The organism is Acinetobacter sp. NEB149, assembly GCF_012516415.1.
Taxonomy (GTDB): Bacteria; Pseudomonadota; Gammaproteobacteria; order Pseudomonadales; family Moraxellaceae; genus Acinetobacter; species Acinetobacter lwoffii_V.
This window is the reverse complement of sequence record NZ_CP051208.1, coordinates 1262137-1280129: the sequence shown is the minus strand read 5'-3', so window position 1 is coordinate 1280129 and position 17993 is coordinate 1262137. Positions and strand designations below refer to the sequence as shown.

General features: G+C 46.3%; 15 protein-coding genes. 8 read left to right on the top strand and 7 right to left on the bottom strand.

All coding sequences use genetic code 11. The annotated features are described in order from the left end of the window. Nucleotides 1-3: 3 nt before the first annotated feature. The 4 genes from HGD77_RS06105 to HGD77_RS06090 all read right to left on the bottom strand — a co-directional run bounded on the left by HGD77_RS06105 (nt 4) and on the right by HGD77_RS06090 (nt 4263). Entirely contained in the window at nt 4-801 is a 798-nt protein-coding gene (locus HGD77_RS06105; protein ID WP_004280113.1) for a thioesterase family protein, read from the bottom strand. A gap of 62 nt (nt 802-863) precedes the next feature. After that, complete coding sequence (locus HGD77_RS06100) at nt 864-1532, bottom strand: class I SAM-dependent methyltransferase (RefSeq protein ID WP_004280114.1); 669 nt, start codon at nt 1530-1532, stop codon at nt 864-866. Nucleotides 1533-1840: 308 nt separating this feature from the next. Further along, nucleotides 1841-3529: an AMP-binding protein gene (locus tag HGD77_RS06095; RefSeq protein ID WP_004280116.1), complete on the bottom strand. Its 1689-nt coding sequence runs from the start codon at nt 3527-3529 to the stop codon at nt 1841-1843. Between the two features lie 98 nt (nt 3530-3627). Beyond that, a complete protein-coding gene (locus HGD77_RS06090; protein WP_005251442.1) occupies nt 3628-4263 on the bottom strand; it encodes a TetR/AcrR family transcriptional regulator in 636 nt (211 codons plus the stop codon). Between the two features lie 148 nt (nt 4264-4411). Here HGD77_RS06090 and HGD77_RS06085 point away from each other — a divergent pair, with 148 nt between their 5' ends. The 8 genes from HGD77_RS06085 to HGD77_RS06050 all read left to right on the top strand — a co-directional run bounded on the left by HGD77_RS06085 (nt 4412) and on the right by HGD77_RS06050 (nt 13888). After that, nucleotides 4412-5584: an isovaleryl-CoA dehydrogenase gene (locus tag HGD77_RS06085; RefSeq protein WP_004280119.1), complete on the top strand. Its 1173-nt coding sequence runs from the start codon at nt 4412-4414 to the stop codon at nt 5582-5584. Between the two features lie 35 nt (nt 5585-5619). After that, nucleotides 5620-7221: a carboxyl transferase domain-containing protein gene (locus HGD77_RS06080; RefSeq protein ID WP_121979737.1), complete on the top strand. Its 1602-nt coding sequence runs from the start codon at nt 5620-5622 to the stop codon at nt 7219-7221. Between the two features lie 11 nt (nt 7222-7232). Next, nucleotides 7233-8027 (top strand): enoyl-CoA hydratase/isomerase family protein, encoded by a 795-nt coding sequence (locus HGD77_RS06075; protein ID WP_004280123.1) that lies wholly within the window; start codon nt 7233-7235, stop codon nt 8025-8027. Nucleotides 8028-8046: 19 nt separating this feature from the next. Beyond that, entirely contained in the window at nt 8047-10041 is a 1995-nt protein-coding gene (locus tag HGD77_RS06070; RefSeq protein WP_004280124.1) for an acetyl/propionyl/methylcrotonyl-CoA carboxylase subunit alpha, read from the top strand. After that, nucleotides 10038-10940, top strand: a complete 903-nt coding sequence (locus tag HGD77_RS06065; RefSeq protein ID WP_005251439.1) for a hydroxymethylglutaryl-CoA lyase — start codon at nt 10038-10040, stop codon at nt 10938-10940. Before HGD77_RS06070 ends, HGD77_RS06065 begins: the two co-directional genes overlap by 4 nt. Nucleotides 10941-11033: 93 nt before the next feature. After that, the gene (locus HGD77_RS06060; RefSeq protein ID WP_005251436.1) at nt 11034-11738 is read left to right on the top strand and encodes a CoA transferase subunit A; all 705 of its coding nucleotides are present in this window, start codon (nt 11034-11036) and stop codon (nt 11736-11738) included. 2 nt (nt 11739-11740) lie between these two features. Next, the gene (locus HGD77_RS06055) at nt 11741-12379 is read left to right on the top strand and encodes a CoA transferase subunit B (RefSeq protein ID WP_005104503.1); all 639 of its coding nucleotides are present in this window, start codon (nt 11741-11743) and stop codon (nt 12377-12379) included. 96 nt (nt 12380-12475) lie between these two features. Then, entirely contained in the window at nt 12476-13888 is a 1413-nt protein-coding gene (locus tag HGD77_RS06050; protein ID WP_004646585.1) for a short-chain fatty acid transporter, read from the top strand. Nucleotides 13889-13942: 54 nt separating this feature from the next. Here HGD77_RS06050 and HGD77_RS06045 read toward each other — a convergent pair whose 3' ends face one another. From HGD77_RS06045 to HGD77_RS06035, 3 genes are all read right to left on the bottom strand, one after another. Beyond that, on the bottom strand, nt 13943-15433 hold the full coding sequence (locus HGD77_RS06045; protein ID WP_121979738.1) for an OmpA family protein: 1491 nt from the start codon (nt 15431-15433) through the stop codon (nt 13943-13945). A 184-nt stretch (nt 15434-15617) separates the two neighbouring features. Beyond that, a complete protein-coding gene (locus tag HGD77_RS06040; RefSeq protein WP_005266789.1) occupies nt 15618-16853 on the bottom strand; it encodes a dihydroorotase in 1236 nt (411 codons plus the stop codon). Between the two features lie 10 nt (nt 16854-16863). Beyond that, the gene (locus tag HGD77_RS06035; RefSeq protein WP_004280134.1) at nt 16864-17880 is read right to left on the bottom strand and encodes an aspartate carbamoyltransferase catalytic subunit; all 1017 of its coding nucleotides are present in this window, start codon (nt 17878-17880) and stop codon (nt 16864-16866) included. Nucleotides 17881-17993 lie beyond the last annotated feature (113 nt).

The window sequence follows — 17993 nt, the reverse complement described above, 5'->3', positions numbered from 1 at the left end:
ACTTTAGAACTTTCGCAGGGTCAGAATCTGTTCACTTCGACCAAAAGGTCCATGAACATCATGCAGAATCCCGCTGGTCAGACCAATACCATCTTCACCATATTGCTGCACCACTTCCAGTCCCAGCCATTTACCCTGCGGCAGACGGTGCATATGAATCTGCAGGTCCAGATTCGGAAATCCCCAACCGGAATTCGGGTCCTGACGTGGCACAATGCCATTGGCCGTATCGACCATACCGAGCAAACGACTAAAGTCTGTCGTCGGTTGACCTTCTACCATGTCCAGCGAATTTCTTAGCCAGACAATGCCCTTGCCTGCACGATGGTCAGCATGTGCCCGGGTTTCAATACTCTGGATATAACCGCCCGGCCAGCAGCGCATACCCTCCCAAACCGGTAAATATTCTGGACTTTCGATCGGAAAATCTTCCACTCCAGCAATGGCCGTGGTATTTGAAGTTAGCATTCTCCACGCGCGTGCCACGATACAGGTTTTACCATTGGCACACATTTCAGCTTCAACCAGTTCAATGGTTTTACCCGGACGGATCATGCGTGTGGTAATCGAAAATTCACCAAAGGCTATCAGGCCAAAAATATCCAGCCCGACCCGACCAATACGCATGTCAGCACGTGGCTGAAACTGTTCCAGTTCGACGCATAGAATACCGGTGGCTGGCGCCATGTGCTGCTCATGCGGATTCCACGCACCTTGTGCATGAATATTAGAACGGTAATAAGCCGTAGTACTGCCATCTGCATGCTGTTCGCGCTGAATAAAACTGTAATATGCCGACATTGTTTTAATACTTCCCTGAATATTCACTTAAACTTTAGAGTTTACAAAAAGTGCTTTTATCTTTATTTTCTGAGCAAAAAGCCATGATAATCCATGATTTGACAATAAATTTTGCACTGTTTAAATCCGACTTTGGTTAAAAGCGCTTTAAAATTATGCGCAGATAACAAGTAAAAATCCTGCTCCAAGCGTTCAATCATCTTGGTACTTTGCGTTACACTCAACCCTGTCTGTTGTGCCATCTTCTGCATAGTTTTAATGTCTTGCTGATCTTCAGGTTGCATCAGATCATAGGTCAATGCAAGACCATTGGTTTTAAGACACTGATAAATAGCCTGAAAAAATCCGTTTTTTTCGGAATTTGGAATGAAATGTGCCACTAGAATGGCCAACGCAGCATCAAACGTATCCGGCTGATTCAAATCTTGGATTGTGCTTTGGATAAGTTGTACCCTTTGTTGATCTATGGAATTCAGATTTTTACTAACCTGTTCCAGCATAGCTGCTGATGGATCAATTGCAGTAAAGGTCCAGTCTGGATGTTGCTCTAATAAATACGACAATTCATAACCTGTTCCGCAACCCACTATTAATATATGTGCGGTTTCTGGGAGTTCAGTGCTGAGAATTGCTTCAATCTGCTGATGCACCAGTTCATAACCGGGAATCAGTTTACGGATATGATCGTCATAACTGGCGACCACGACTTCACTGTGAAAGTTTTTTGCCATATTTTACTCTGATTTTAGATGTTCAGTACATTCATGTATTTCTATTACCAGACCGTCGTGATCAGTAAATTCATTTACAGACATTTTAGAATCTTGCTAAATGTACAACCTCAAACTGCTAGATATATTGAACGTCCATTGCGCAGGTTTTTCGTTACTTTGACGGGGCAAAGTAACCAAACCCTTTTGTTTCACTGATATGGCATCCCTGCCATACAGTGAAACGGCGACATCCATGTCGCCGGGCTCTCTGATGAGTTGCTATTAATTGTTAGCTTTAGGATTAGTTCTAACGTAAAAAATAAAGTTTAAGCAATCTCTTTCAAGTTCAGCTCTTCACGCATAAATTCACGCAATTTGAACTTCTGCGCCTTCCCTGAAGCCGTCATTGGAAATTCCTGGAAGAAACGCACATAGCGCGGCACTTTATTGTGAGAAATATGCTCCTTACAATACTGACGGATGGTTTCTTCAGTACAAGGATCATTTTCATGCAGGATGATGCAGGCACAAAGTTCCTCACCATATTTATGGTCTGGCACCCCAATCACCTGTACATCTGAAACAGCCGGATGGGTATAAAGGAAATCTTCAATTTCTTTCGGGAACAGGTTTTCCCCTCCACGAATCACCACGTCCTTGATTCGGCCCTTGATTTTGACAAAGCCTTCATCATCCATTTCAGCGATATCACCGGTATGCATCCAGCGCGCCGCATCAATCACTTCCTGGGTTTTATCCTGATCTTCCCAATAACCGAGCATCACTGAATAACCACGTACACACAGCTCACCCAATTGGCCGCGTGGAACCACCTTGCCATTTTCATCGACAATTTTAACTTCCAGATGCGGATGTACCCGGCCAACCGTACTGACACGTTGCTCGACACTGTCTGCCGTTGAGCTTTGTGCACTGACGGGTGCGGTTTCAGTCATGCCATAACAAATCGTGATTTCAGACATATGCATCCGTTCAATCACGCGCTGCATAATTTCCTGCGGACATGGACTACCCGCCATAATCCCGGTACGCAGACTGGACAGATCAAACTCGTCAAACTGTTCATGTTCCAGCACCGCAATAAACATAGTCGGCACACCATAAGCCGCGGTACATCTTTCCTGCTGGATGGCTTTTAAGGTTTCCAGCGGATTAAACACGGCAGACGGATAGATCATGGCAGAGCCATGCGTAATACAGGCCAGATTGCCCATGACCATACCAAAACAGTGGAATAAAGGCACTGAAATACAGACACGGTCTTCTGGCCCTAAATGAATGGCTTCACCGACAAAATAACCATTATTTAAAATATTATTATGGGTCAACATGGTGCCTTTCGGATTGCCCGTAGTGCCCGAGGTAAACTGGATATTAATCGTTTCATCAAACTGCAATTCACTGGAGATCTGTTGCAGTTGTTCCAACTCTTGCGCACTAGGCGAGCTTAGTAAATCCTGAAAACGGTGGATGCCGGTATGCTGCTGATCATCAATTTTAATCACATGCTTTAAATGTGGCAGTCGCTCTGCATTAAGGAATTTACCTTCGGTTTCCTGCAATTCCGGTGCAATTTTAGTCAGAATTTCCTGATAGTCCGTCGTCTTAAACTGCGCTGCAATCACCAGTCCCTTACAGGAGACCTTGTTTAGCACATATTCAAGCTCGTTGCTTTTATAAGCTGGATTTAAATTCACCAGAATAATGCCTGCCTTGAAGGCTGCAAACTGGGTAATGGTCCATTCCACACAGTTCGGCGACCAGATCGCCAGACGATCACCTTTTTGCATACCCATTTTCAGCAGCTGACAGGCAAAGGCATTGACTTGTTCCTGTAGCTGCCGGTAACTGAGGCGTATGTTCTGATGCAAACTCACTACCGCATCACGTTCTGCATACCGCTCGCAAGCCTGATCAAATTTTTCACCAATCGTCATGCCCAATAAAGGCTGGCTGCTGGTTCCATAGGCATAGCTTAACCGTACTTGTGTCATTGAATCGATCTCCTTGATTCTTTGTAATTCTGATTTTCAACTTTACTAATTGTTTTATGACCACGACGACCTTGTCTGTGTACCGGTTTTTTGTGTGTTTATGCTTGTAAATTTTCCTCCTGTCCACGTACTGCGTTGACACAAAAATCGGCAATCTGTTTGACAAAGTGATCCTTATACTTCTGATCAAACATGACATTTCGGGACGGATTTAAAGGTTCAATCACGACAAAGGTCATGGCACCAACTACGCCCAACGCTGCCGTATTCAAATCTTCAAATTCGAATTCTCCATTGACCTTTCCTTCGGCCAGAATTTCCTTAATGCTCTGCTTGAGCAGCTGCTTACTGCGAAAACGCTCATGTTCCATTTCCGGATCAACCGGTTCGAACATCAGTGAATACGCCAGTTGGGGGCTATTCATGGCACGCTTGACAAAAGTTGTAACAGATTTTTGCAATTTCAGTTTTGGCGACAAATCTGACTCGGCAATATGGTTCAGGATCCCGACTTCATGCTGAATCGCGGCCGACAAAACCTCGATCAAAATCTGGCTTTTGCTTTCGAAATATCGATAGACCAGCCCTGTAGAAACGCCTGCGCGCTCTGCAATCGCCTGAATCGATGCCTCCTTCAAGCCCCCTTGAATAATCAGTTCACGAGCAGATTCCAAAATCGACAGGCGATTTTGTTCCATTCGTTCCTGCATCAATGATGATCTTTTATAACTCATAAAATTATTCTCAACAAGATAAAATGAATTGTAAATCATTTTGTGAATATAGATTCACTTTTTTATTTTTTCATTGTATGTTAAAACCACAAGCACAACAAAAATGCTTTTTTGGACACAACAAATATAACCTCAGGATGGATGAAGAATGAATTTACAAAGCTTGGATTTCGGTTTGGATGAAACTCTAATAGCGCTTCGTGATTCAGTGGCCGCTTTTTGCGCCAAAGAAATTACCCCGATTGCTCAACAGGTTGACCGTGACAACAAGTTCCCTGCCCACCTTTGGAAAAAGTTTGGCGAGATGGGCCTGCTCGGGCTGACAGTCAGTGAGGAATATGGCGGTTCAAATTTTGGTTATCTGGCGCACATCATTGCCATGCAGGAAATTTCCCGTGCTTCTGCATCCATTGGGCTGTCCTATGGCGCACATTCTAACCTATGTGTAAACCAAATTAAGCGAAATGGTACTGAAGAACAGAAACAGCGTTATCTGCCTAAACTGATTTCAGGTGAATATGTCGGTGCCTTGGCAATGTCTGAACCGAATGCAGGCTCGGATGTGGTGAGCATGAAACTGAAAGCAGAAGACAAAGGCGATCACTACCTGTTGAATGGTTCAAAAATGTGGATCACCAATGGTGGCGATGCCGATGTCCTGGTGGTCTATGCAAAAACCGATTTGCAGGCCGGCGCCAAAGGCATGACCGCCTTTCTGGTTGAAAAAAATATGCCAGGTTTCAGTCATGGCACACATTTGGACAAACTGGGTATGCGCGGTTCAAACACTTATCCGCTGTTTTTTGACAATGTCGAAGTACCCAAAGAAAACGTCATGGGCGGCGTCGGTAATGGCACCAAGGTCTTGATGAGTGGTCTGGACTATGAGCGTGCTGTATTGAGTGCTGGCCCACTGGGGATTATGGATGCCTGTATGGATACCGTGATTCCATATATTCATGACCGTAAACAGTTTGGTCAGGCGCTGGGCGAATTCCAGTTAATGCAAGGCAAAATTGCCGACATGTATTCGACCTGGCTAGCCTGTAAGGCACTGGTTTATGCGGTCGGTGCTGAATGTGACAAAGCTGAGCATAGCCGTAGCCTGCGTAAAGATGCTGCCAGTGCCATTTTATATGCTGCTGAAAAAGCGACCTGGATGGCAGGAGAAACCATTCAGACTTTAGGTGGTAACGGTTATATCAACGAATTTGCTGCCGGCCGTTTATGGCGTGATGCCAAACTGTATGAAATTGGCGCCGGTACTTCAGAAATCCGCCGCATGCTGATTGGCCGTGAACTTTTCAACGAAACAGCCTAAACCTTAACACTTAGAATAAAACAAGGATGTTGGTCATGAATCAGTTATCGAGCAAAATCAATATACGTAGTGAAGAGTTTAAAACCAACCAGACTGCCATGCTGCAACTGGTGGATGACCTAAAACAGAAAATTGAAAAAATTGCTTTGGGTGGTGGCGAAACTGCCCGTCAAAAACATCTGGACCGTGGCAAATTACTCCCCCGTGAACGGATTAATCACCTGATCGATCCAGGAACCGCTTTTCTGGAAATTGGTCAGCTGGCTGCCTATCAGGTGTATCAGGATGATGTTCCTGCCGCAGGTGTGGTCGCTGGTGTTGGTCAGGTCAACGGTGTGACCTGCATGATCATCGCCAATGATGCTACGGTGAAAGGCGGTACTTATTATCCATTAACAGTGAAAAAGCATTTACGTGCCCAGGAAATTGCCGAACAGAACCATCTGACTTGTATTTATCTGGTGGATTCAGGCGGTGCATATTTGCCTTTACAGGATGAAGTATTTCCAGACCGCGATCACTTCGGCCGTATTTTCTACAATCAGGCACGTATGTCGAGCCAAGGTATCGCCCAAATTGCAGTGGTGATGGGCAGCTGTACTGCAGGCGGTGCTTATGTGCCTGCCATGTCAGATGAAACCATTATTGTCCGCAATCAGGGCACCATTTTCCTAGGCGGCCCTCCTCTAGTTAAGGCAGCTACTGGTGAAGTGGTGTCCAGTGAGGATCTCGGTGGTGGTGATGTGCATACCCGTTTGTCTGGCGTGGCTGATCATCTGGCTGAAAACGATGAACATGCACTTGCGATTGCCCGCAACATCGTGGCCAACCTGAACAAAAAGCCAAACAAGACCGCAGATGAAATCGAAGCGCCGCTGTTTGACAGTTCGGAACTGTACGGCATTGTGCCGAGTGACGCGCGCAAGCCTTTTGATATCCGTGAAGTGATAGCGCGTATTGTCGATGGCTCACGTTTTGACGAGTTCAAGGCACGTTTCGGCACTACCCTGGTGACCGGTTTTGCCAAGCTCTATGGCATGCCGGTCGGGATTATTGCCAATAATGGCATTCTATTTTCCGAGTCTGCCCAAAAAGGCGCACATTTTATTGAACTGTGTACCCAGCGCAATATTCCGCTGATTTTCCTGCAAAACATTACCGGCTTTATGGTCGGTCGCCAGTATGAAAATGAAGGCATTGCCAAAAATGGTGCCAAGCTGGTGATGGCCGTCGCCAACGCCAATGTGCCTAAGTTGACTCTAGTGATTGGCGGTTCTTTTGGTGCTGGCAACTACGGTATGTGTGGCCGCGCCTACTCGCCGCGCTTTATGTGGACCTGGCCAAACTCGCGTATTTCAGTGATGGGCGGTGAACAGGCCTCTAGCGTTTTGTCGACCTTAAAACGTGACCAGATTGAACAGAAAGGCGGCAGCTGGTCAGCTGAAGAAGAAGACCAGTTTAAACAACCAATTCGTGATCAATACGAACGCCAAGGCCATCCTTATTATGCGTCTTCGCGTTTATGGGATGACGGTGTGATTGATCCGGCGCAATCACGTGAGGTTCTGGCTTTAAGTCTAGCTGCAGCCCTGAATGCGCCCATCCAGCCAACCAAATTCGGCGTGTTCCGCATGTAAGAGGTGACAAAATGACATATCAATTTTTACAGCTCGAACAGCAGAATCAGGTGGCAACGGTTTGGATTAACCGTGCTGAACTGCACAATGCCTTTAATACTCAAGTCATTGAAGAACTGCATGCTTGCTTCCAGTCTTTAAATAACCGTGATGATGTACGCGTGGTGATTCTGGCGGGTCGTGGCAAAAGCTTCTCTGCGGGTGCGGATCTGAACTGGATGAAACAGGCCGGTCAGGCATCACAGGCAGACAATGAGGCGGATGCGCTCAAACTGGCAAAAATGCTGCAAAGTCTGGCGACCTTAAAACAGCCAACCATTGCCCGGGTACACGGCATTGCCTTTGGTGGCGGCATGGGGCTGGCCTCAGCCTGTGATATTTGTGTGGCCAGTACAGATGCCAAGTTTGCCACTTCCGAGGTTCGCTTAGGTCTGGCACCTTCGACCATCAGCCCGTATGTAATTCGTGCAATTGGTACACGTCAAGCTTCACGTTATTTCCTGACTGCCGAGCGGATTACTGCTGAACAGGCCAAAAGCATTGGTCTTGCGCATGAAGTCACTCCACCAGAACAGCTCGACAGCAAAATTGATGAAATTGTGGAAGCACTTTTACTTGGTGGTCCTGCCGCACAGAGCGCATCGAAACAGTTGATTCAACTGGTTGACCAACAGGTATTGACCGAAGATTTACTGCTTAAAACAGCACAGCATATTGCCCATATTCGCCAGGGAGATGAGGCGAAAAATGGACTGAATGCATTTTTGAACAAACAAAGCCCGGCTTGGATCAAGACCACGGCATAACAACGAGAAGGATCCTACAATGTTTGAGAAGATTTTAATTGCCAACCGTGGTGAAATTGCCTGCCGTGTGATTCGTACAGCGAAGAAATTAGGAATTGCCACCGTTGCCGTCTATTCCGATGCTGATGCGCAGGCACAACATGTGAAACTGGCCGATGAAGCGATCTATATTGGTGAATCGCCAGCAGCTCAAAGTTATTTGCAAATTGATCGCATTATTCAGGCAGCCAAAAACACTGGTGCCCAGGCGATTCACCCCGGTTATGGTTTCCTGTCCGAAAATGACCAGTTTGCCTTGGCCTGTCAGGACAACAATATTGTCTTTATTGGCCCGCCAGTCGATGCCATTCTGGCAATGGGTCTAAAGGCCACCTCTAAAGCGCTGATGGAAAAAGCCGGTGTGCCTCTAACCCCCGGCTATCATGGGACCAATCAGGATGCCGACTTCCTGAAACAGCAGGCAGACAATATTGGCTATCCGGTACTGATCAAGGCCAGTGCCGGTGGTGGCGGTAAAGGCATGCGTCTGGTGGAACGCAGCGAAGATTTTCTTAGCTCGCTTGCTTCATGTAAGAGTGAAGCACGTTCAAGTTTTGGCAATGAAGACGTTCTGATTGAACGTTATGTGATTCAGCCACGTCATATTGAAGTGCAAGTTTTTGGCGATACACATGGCAACTATGTACATCTGTTTGAGCGTGATTGTTCGGTACAACGTCGCCACCAGAAAGTGCTAGAAGAAGCGCCTGCACCAAAAATGCCAGAAGATAAACTGGAAGCGATGCGTCAGGCTGCGATTGATGCCGCTCGTGCAGTGAATTACGTTGGCGCCGGTACGGTAGAGTTTATTGTCGAGCAAGACGGTACGGCCTATTTCATGGAAATGAACACCCGCCTACAGGTTGAACATCCGGTGACTGAAATGATTACCGGACAGGATCTGGTAGAATGGCAACTGCGCGTAGCTTTTGGTGAACCTTTACCGAAGCAGCAGCATGAATTGCAGATTCACGGTCATGCGCTTGAAGCCCGTGTCTATGCTGAAGAGCCGGAAAAAGGTTTTATCCCGGCGATCGGTCAGATCAGCTACCTGCATTATCCGGAGCAAAGTGACTGTGTACGTGTCGATAGCGGTATTGTCGAAGGCGACGAGATCAGCACTTATTATGATCCGATGATTGCCAAACTGATTGTCTGGGGTAAAAATCGTGAAGCAGCCCTAACCCAGATGCACCATGCGCTGGGTCAGTTCCATGTCGATGGTCTGGGTAACAATATTGCTTTTCTAGATCGCCTGGTGCTGTGTGACTCGTTTAAAAATGCACATTTAGATACTGGCCTGATTCAGCGTGAAGAAGAATTTCTGCTCAAACCTTCTGCGGATATCCGTGCCGAACTGGTAGTTAGTGCCGCACTGATTGAACTTCTGTCACATCAGGCACAGAATCCCGTTCCAAGCAACCCGGTATGGCAGCAGCAAGCATTCTGGCGCTTAAACCAACAGAATAGTCATACAGTGCAATTACAACGCAATGGCATTAACCTGAAAATTCAGTTCAGCACCCAAGATCAAGGCTTTGTTGCCAGCTATAACGGTCAGCAAATTCAGATTCAGGGTCAACTCGTCGATGCCCATACTTTAGCCTTGCAACTGGCGGGTAAACAGCAAAAACTGGCTTTTAGCCAGAGTGAGCAAGGCATTACCCTGTTCCAGAATGGTCAAAGCTATAAGTTTAATTACTTGAAGTCTGATTTTAATAATCAGGATGAACAAGGCACGGAAAATAACCTGATCGCACCAATGCCAGGTGTCATTACCCAGGTGCTCGTGGCAGCCAATGACAAAGTCAAAAAAGATGATGTGCTGATGACGCTGGAAGCCATGAAGATCGAATACTCGATTCGCGCACCGCATGACGGCATCATCGCAAGCTCATATTTTCAGAAGGGTGATCAGGTTAAAGCCGGTGATGAACTGGTCGAGTTCCAGCCTCTGGCGGAGGAAGTGGCATGACGGATTTTGTCAAAATCGTAGAGGTCGGGCCACGCGATGGCCTGCAAAATGAAAAAATACCTTTGACATTGGATGACCGGAAAAACCTGATTCTGGACCTAATGAAAACCGGTCTGCAGTCCATCGAAGTCGGCTCCTGCGTTTCAGCCAAATGGGTACCGCGAATGGCAGACAGTGATGTGCTCTTTGCCAGCCTACCCCAAGATCCGAATATTCAGTTCAGTTTATTAACCCCAAACATGAAAGGTTTTGAATCGGCACTGGCTGTGGGTTGCAAGGAAGTGGCGGTATTTACTGCAGCTTCTGAAAGCTTTACCCGCAAAAACATCAACTGCTCGATTGATGAAAGCTTCGAGAAGTTTGCCGATGTCATGGCAGCAGCCAAAGCCAATGATATTAAGGTACGTGGCTATGTTTCCTGCATGGCGGACTGTCCTTATGAAGGTGCCATTGATCCGAAGCAGGTGGTCAAAGTCACCCAGCGTTTGCTGGAGATGGGCTGCTATGAAGTGTCATTGGGTGAAACCATTGGTACAGCAACACCGGATCGGGTGAAAAATGTCTGGGAGGCCTGTCTGGCTGAACTTGATACTAAAGTTTTGGCAGGCCATTTTCATAATACTTACGGCATGGCCATTGCCAATATTTACCAGTCTTTACTGCAAGGCATTCGGGTCTTTGATTCATCCATTGCCGGCCTAGGTGGTTGCCCTTATGCCAAAGGCGCTTCCGGCAATGTCTCAACTGAAGACCTGTATTACCTGCTCTCGAATATGGGCTTTCAAACCGGTATTCAGCTGGATGCCCTGATGCAGGCCAGCCGTAATATCAGTGAAGTCTTGCAGCGCAATAATCCATCCAATTATGCCAATGCCTATTGGCAAAAAGCCTGTGCTTGAAAATAAACTTGCTTGAGCAAAATGCTTTCAAGCAAGCCATAAGGATATAAGCAGCAGATTGAAGTCTGCTACAACAATAATAGAGGTGACAAGATGTCAAACAAGGTTTATGACAGCGCTCAATCCGCCTTAAAGGATGTGGTGCAAGATGGTCATACTCTGGCCGTTGGTGGTTTCGGCCTATGTGGTATTCCAGAAGCCCTGATTACAGCACTAAAAGAAACAGGTGCTAAGCAACTCACCTGTATTTCCAACAATGCCGGCGTAGACGGCTTCGGTCTCGGACTTCTGCTGGAAACCAAACAAATTAAAAAAATGATCTCCTCTTATGTGGGTGAGAATAAAGAGTTTGAACGTCAATATTTAAATGGCGAACTGGAAGTTGAGCTGACCCCACAGGGTACACTGGCAGAAAAATTACGTGCTGGCGGTGCCGGTATTCCGGCTTTTTATACGGCGACGGGTGTCGGAACCGTGATCGCTGAAGGTAAGGATGTCCGTGAATTTAATGGCAAGTCTTACATTCTGGAAGAATCTTTAACAGCTGATGTTGCTCTGGTTAAAGCCTATAAGGCCGATAAAGCCGGCAACCTGATTTTCCGTAAAACCGCCCAGAACTTTAATCCGGTCTGTGCCATGGCCGGCAAAATTACCATTGCTGAAGTCGAAGAGATTGTCGAAATTGGCGTGCTGGATCCAGATGAAATCCATCTTCCGGGAATTTATGTGAACCGGATAGTCGTGAATGCTCAACCGGAAAAACGTATTGAACAGATGACCTTAAAGGCGGAGGCTTGATCATGGCTTGGACACGTAATGAAATGGCGCAGCGCGCGGCACAAGAGCTTGAAGATGGTTTCTATGTCAATTTAGGGATTGGCCTGCCGACGCTAGTCGCAAATTATATTCCGGAAAATATCAATGTCTGGCTGCAATCGGAAAATGGTTTGCTGGGGATTGGTGAATTTCCAACCGAGGAAACTGTCGATGCCGACCTGATCAATGCCGGTAAACAGACGGTTACCGCGCGAAAAGGTGCTTCATTTTTCTCAAGTGCCGACTCCTTTGCCATGATCCGTGGTGGTCATGTCAATATTGCCATTTTGGGAGCCATGGAAGTGTCTGAAACTGGTGATCTGGCCAATTGGATGATTCCGGGTAAAAAGGTCAAAGGCATGGGCGGTGCCATGGATCTGGTCGCGGGTGTACAAAAAGTCGTGGTCTTAATGGAACACTGCGCCAAAGATGGTACACCGAAGATTGTACCGCAATGTAGCTTGCCGCTGACTGGTCAAGCTGTGGTCAACCGGATTATTACCGACCTCGGTGTACTGGATGTTAGTCCTGATGGAATTCGACTGGTTGAACTGGCACCAGAGGTCAGTTTTGAGGAGATTCAAAAAGTCACTGGGGTAGCGCTATTACGTAATGCTGCCTGATCCAGCCAGCCCTTAAGAATGAAGCATCTTAAGGGCTTTTTTATATATAGCCGTTTCATTTCAAAATAATAATCGCAGAATAAATGGATTTTAATCATGCAAACTCAACAAAATATTTTGCAGCGCTTCGCCTTGCGCGTCAGCGACTGGTCTGAAAAATGGTTTCCGGATTCTTATATTTTTGCCCTGCTCGGCGTCATCATTGTGGCGATTGCCGCTATCGGAATTGGTGCACCGGCACAGGATGTCGCGATTTCCTTTGGTGACGGCTTCTGGAGCCTGATTCCCTTTACCTTGCAGATGTGCATGCTGATCGTGGTCGGTTATGTGGTTTCGGTGTCCAAGCCTGTCCAGCTTCTGATCCAGAAAATGGCGCGCCTGCCACATTCCGGTCGTGGTGCGATTGTCCTGGTCGCCACGGTCAGCCTGTTAATTTCTCTGATTAATTGGGCCATGAGTACTGTACTGACTGCACTCCTAGTGATTGCACTGGCACAGCGTAAAGAGCTTAACATGGATTACCGCGCTGCTGCGGCTGCCGCGATTATCGGGATGGGTGCGACCTGGGCACTGGGCATCAGTTCTTCAGCTGCACAGTTACAGGCCAATAAAAGCAGTCTGCCTGAACCGATTTATAATCTGACGGGCGTGATTCCATTTACCGAAACCATTTTCCTGCCGCAATCCATGATCATGACGGCGGTACTGATTGTAGCTTCAATTGCGATTGCTTACTGGTCAGCACCTAAAGGGTCTGACATTAAAACCATTGAGCACTTCCCGATTCAGATTGAAGAAGAAAAACCGGAAGTATCTGCCGAAAAAAGACCGGGGGATTGGCTGGAAAATTCACCCATTTTAAGCATTCTGATTGTGATTCTGGGCGCAGTCTGGATGTTTAACGAATTTTCCAAAAGCAATCCGATTCTGGCCATTTCCAGCTTAAATACCTATAACTTTATCTTCCTGATTTTGGGCGTGGCCTTACACGGTACACCGCGAAATTTCCTGAATGCGGTATCCAAAGCCGTACCCGCCATTTCTGGGGTACTGATCCAGTTTCCGCTGTATGGCAGTATTGCCTTTATGATGACCAATGCGCTAAACCCGGCCGATCTGTCATTGTCACATTACATTGCCGAGTTCTTTGTTTCCATTGCCTCGCAGGAAACCTTTGCCATTGTGATGGGCTTATACTCGGCGATTCTGGGTTTCTTTATTCCTTCTGGCGGAGGGAAATGGATTATCGAAGCGCCCTATGTGATGCAGGCTGCGCATGACCTGAAAGTGCATCTGGGCTGGTCGGTACAGATTTATAATGCGGCAGAAGCCTTGCCGAATCTGATTAATCCATTCTTTATGCTTCCGATGTTGGGTATCCTGAAATTAAAAGCCAAAGATGTGATTGGATTTACGGTGACCCAGTTGATTTTCCATCTGCCTTTGGTACTGTTCCTGCTATGGTTCCTTGGTCGGACATTGACTTATAGCCCGCCGGTATTTTCTTAATTTAAGATAATAAAAAAGGACGAAAATTCGTCCTTTTTTATTTAGGCCGCTCTCTTAATTTCCTGTCTTCTCAACTACACCTTCATCATCTACTTCACGTACAATTCCCGTTTCGGTATTCACGACCTCAAAGGTCACGCGACGATTCTGAAACTGTCCGGCAGGTGTGGCATTGGGTTCAACCGGCTGATCCTCTCCCATGCCAACTGCCTGTAACTGTGCAGGATTGACCCCTTTTCCAACGAGATAACTGGTAATCGCTTGAGCTCGTTGCACAGACAGCACCTTATTTTCTGCTTCACTACCCTGAGCATCGGCATGTCCTGTAACCTTCAGAATGACATGCGGTGCTCGTTGCAATAATGCAGCAGCCTGATCCAGCACCAATTTATTGACCTCGGGAACTTCAGTCGATGCCGTATCAAAATTAATGATCTGTAAATTCAGTGCAGTCGCCACATCCAGCGCTTTAACATTATCGGTCTTGATACTGGCCAAGGCTTGTTCTGCCTCACTATTGGCGGTATTAATCACGTCACTTCTATTGAGCGGCTGCTGGGTCACCACTGTGACATTTTTGGCCAGACTACGAATTTGTGCTGCCAGACGCTCGGCCTCTGCATTGGTTGCTGCACGCACTGAAACCTGATTGCCAATCCAGTCAAGTGACACATTTGGCATTCCCTGCATTGTTCTCAACACAGTCGGAATAGTATCCTGATCAATAAATTCTGAATGATAAACCTCACTGCTCAGCGCCCCACAACCAATATTATAATTAAAGATCTGTTTGATCTCGTTTTGCAAAATTTCCATATACTGCGGATTATTCAGCTGTAATTGACAACTGACAATTTCGCCATTACTGCCTGTACTTAATCGCAAGGATGCAGGCTGAGCTGCAGCAACTTCACTGGTCGCTTGGGTATTTGAATCTTCAACATCATCCTGCATGCAGCTACGAACCAAAAACAGGATCAAACCCGCCAGGATCAGAAAAATAATAAACGGCCATAAAAAGCCGGTTTTTCTTTCTTCCTGAACAATGATGGTCTGCTCCGCCAATACAGGTTCCTGATTTAAATTCTGCCCTGCCAAGGGTGAAACTCCAAGCGCTGCCAGAATAGGGCCAGCCCAAAGGGGTAATGCGCGCTGAATCGAATCGGCGTGGGTTTCCAGCAAATGGCTAATCGCTTCCGGACTCGAAGCACCTGCTTCAGTCTGTAAAAAATTCATGGTCGGTACAATTGACCGGTTCAAGGTATGCTCTATTTCATCTTGCGGCGCGCTCTGATCCACTTGATCGAGAAATTGCTGCTTGAGTGCCGGGTTTGCATTGAATAATTCATGGATTTTTGGATTGAGTTGCTGACCAAGATTCTCAATCCAGGCTGGACGTGCACGCAATATATTTAAAAATATAGGATAGAATTGAGTCAGTGCCTGATCTTTGGCAAATAAATGCTCGGTTTCACCTTGAAGCACAATCGCCGTAACATCGCTTTTTAAGCGTTCTATAAAGTCTATATTCATAATCGTCACCATTCTTTTGATTTTTCTAATAATGTTTAATATTTAATCAGTGTAACGATCCCCATTTTTTTAAAATGTAAATAATTGTATGAATATCATAAAGTTTCACTATTTTTATTGAGCACTCATTTTACTGATACAGAATTTAAAAATAAAAAAAGCCAGCCGAAGCTGACTTTTATAAAATTGGGATCACTTAAGCAGTAAAAGTTTGAACAACTTTACCCAGCACTTTTTGATTAATTAGCGGGGTATTTTTACCTTGTGACACGATGCTTTCTTTATTCAGGGTCCATTCCAGTTCCGGATCTAGCAGCACCCAGCCTGATTCATTTATCCATCGATCTGCCATTTGTGCAACACGTGCCGGAGCTAAGGTTACTTTTTCCACCCATTCCAGTGGGGTCAACAAACCCTCACGAATCAGTTGCAGACCAAAAGGCACATAGGTATCAAAAGCAGTGAAACCTGGCTGCGTTTCAGCAAACGGCGCCATTTTCGCAGAGCTGCTCAGCGGTTCATGATGAGTACAAATCGCATCAATCACACCTGATTTTACACCCTGACGCAGTAATTCTTTATCCTGCTCAGAACGGAGTGGCGGACGTACATGTGCAAGAGAGTTAAATCCATCAATCAAATGATCGGTCAAATGTAACTGATGCATCGCTACATCACAGGTCACCGGTAAGCCTTTTTCCTTGGCAATACGGATCAATTCGACTGATGCACCACAAGACAACAGACCGAAGTGTGCACGTACATGGGTTGCTTCAATCATCAACAGATATTTGGCAATCGCCACGGTTTCAGCCAGTGCCGGAATCATCGGCAAGCCCTGACGTGAAGCAATAAAGCCTTCATGCACACAGCCGTCTTTGGCAATTTGTGGTTCTTCTGCATAGAACACCACCGTCAAGTCTAAACCTGCAGCATATTCAAGTGTACGTAATACCACATCATCATTGGCAAACGGCGCACTGGCATTGGAAACCGCAGTACAACCGCCCTTTTTCAAGCCCGCCATATTTGCCGGTTGTTGACCATTTAAGCCTTGGGTTTGCGCACCAATCACTTGAAGATAGATCCCACCATCCAGCATGGCTTTTTCGACCAGACCATGAATCAGCGCACCATTATCTTGTACGATTGGCTTTGAATCGGGTGGCGTAAATACGTGCAAAATGCCATTTTCACGTGCCGCTTTTCCTTCAGACTTAAGCGTACCGTGTTGCTGTTGACCCGGTTCACGTAAACGCGCACACAAATCGACCATGGTTGGCATTAACCATTTGCCTTGACCATCAATCGTTTCAAAGACGTCTGCTGTTTCTGCAACGAATTTACCATTTTCCAGATACACGGTCTGGATAGAATTAGTGTTTTGGATCGGATCAAGAACACGGACATTTTCAATTTTTACAATAGTCATGACTTATTCCTTAACCCGCAATCGCTTCAATCAAACCTTGTTCTTGTAACTGGCCTTGCATCGATAAAGCCAACACCGCCATACGCACGGCAATACCATTGGTCACCTGCTTCAAAATCACAGATTGCGGACCATCCGCAATACTTGAGTCGATTTCAACGCCGCGGTTCATTGGTCCCGGATGCATCACGATACAATCCGGTTTGGCCATGGCAAGACGTTCTTTATTCAAGCCATACATTTTGTAGAACTCTGCTTGCGAGGCCAGTGCCGGAGAATCAATACGCTCGTTTTGAATACGTAAGGTAATGATCACGTCGCAGTCTTTGATGCCGTCTTCCATATTGTTAAATAGACGAACACCATCGCCATATTCTTCAAAACCCAATGGCAGCAAGGTATTCGGTGCAATCACCCGGATATCCTGGCAACCTAAAGTTTGCAAGGCAGCCACATCTGAACGCGCGACACGTGAATGCTTGATATCGCCAATAATGGCAATCGACATTTCTTCGAATTTTTTATTGGTTTCGCGGCGAATGGTCAGCATGTCCAGCATCGCTTGAGTCGGATGCGCATGACGGCCATCACCGGCATTAATAATTGCCACTGTTGGACAGACATCCTTGGCAATAAAATGCGCTGCCCCTGAAGATGAATGACGCACCACGAAAATATCGGCCGCCATGGCTTCCAGATTCCATAAGGTGTCACGCAGGGTTTCACCTTTGGAAGTACTCGAACGGGCAATATCGATATTGAGAACGTTGGCAGAAAGGCGCTTGGCAGCGGCTTCAAAGGTGGTGCGGGTACGGGTTGAATTTTCGAAGAACAGGTTCATCACCGTTTTGCCTTCGAGCAAATTATTGGTGATCAGCTGATTTTGGTCATTAAAAAAGGACTGTGCAGTGTCCAATATTTTTGTCAGGGTTTCTTTAGAAAGACCTTCGATGGTCAAGAAGTGTTTTAGATTACCTTCTTTATTGAGTTGAATCTGGCTCGGTGTATGCAATGCCGCCAAGTGCATGAGAGATTCCTTATGCGTTAAGTCAACATATTATACAGAGATTGGCGAATTTTTATAGTTGGCCATGCTGCTACTTGTACAAAAAGCATCTGAACAATAAAAACAAAAAATCA

Excerpts from the sequence above, each read along its gene's own strand:
- HGD77_RS06105 (WP_004280113.1), bottom strand. The coding sequence starts at position 801 with ATGTCGGCATATTACAGTTTTATTCAGCGCGAACAGCATGCAGATGGC.
- HGD77_RS06100 (WP_004280114.1), bottom strand. The coding sequence starts at position 1,532 with ATGGCAAAAAACTTTCACAGTGAAGTCGTGGTCGCCAGTTATGACGAT.
- HGD77_RS06095 (WP_004280116.1), bottom strand. The coding sequence starts at position 3,529 with ATGACACAAGTACGGTTAAGCTATGCCTATGGAACCAGCAGCCAGCCT.
- HGD77_RS06090 (WP_005251442.1), bottom strand. The coding sequence starts at position 4,263 with ATGAGTTATAAAAGATCATCATTGATGCAGGAACGAATGGAACAAAAT.
- HGD77_RS06085 (WP_004280119.1), top strand. The coding sequence starts at position 4,412 with ATGAATTTACAAAGCTTGGATTTCGGTTTGGATGAAACTCTAATAGCG.
- HGD77_RS06080 (WP_121979737.1), top strand. The coding sequence starts at position 5,620 with ATGAATCAGTTATCGAGCAAAATCAATATACGTAGTGAAGAGTTTAAA.
- HGD77_RS06075 (WP_004280123.1), top strand. The coding sequence starts at position 7,233 with ATGACATATCAATTTTTACAGCTCGAACAGCAGAATCAGGTGGCAACG.
- HGD77_RS06070 (WP_004280124.1), top strand. The coding sequence starts at position 8,047 with ATGTTTGAGAAGATTTTAATTGCCAACCGTGGTGAAATTGCCTGCCGT.
- HGD77_RS06065 (WP_005251439.1), top strand. The coding sequence starts at position 10,038 with ATGACGGATTTTGTCAAAATCGTAGAGGTCGGGCCACGCGATGGCCTG.
- HGD77_RS06060 (WP_005251436.1), top strand. The coding sequence starts at position 11,034 with ATGTCAAACAAGGTTTATGACAGCGCTCAATCCGCCTTAAAGGATGTG.
- HGD77_RS06055 (WP_005104503.1), top strand. The coding sequence starts at position 11,741 with ATGGCTTGGACACGTAATGAAATGGCGCAGCGCGCGGCACAAGAGCTT.
- HGD77_RS06050 (WP_004646585.1), top strand. The coding sequence starts at position 12,476 with ATGCAAACTCAACAAAATATTTTGCAGCGCTTCGCCTTGCGCGTCAGC.
- HGD77_RS06045 (WP_121979738.1), bottom strand. The coding sequence starts at position 15,433 with ATGGTGACGATTATGAATATAGACTTTATAGAACGCTTAAAAAGCGAT.
- HGD77_RS06040 (WP_005266789.1), bottom strand. The coding sequence starts at position 16,853 with ATGACTATTGTAAAAATTGAAAATGTCCGTGTTCTTGATCCGATCCAA.
- HGD77_RS06035 (WP_004280134.1), bottom strand. The coding sequence starts at position 17,880 with ATGCACTTGGCGGCATTGCATACACCGAGCCAGATTCAACTCAATAAA.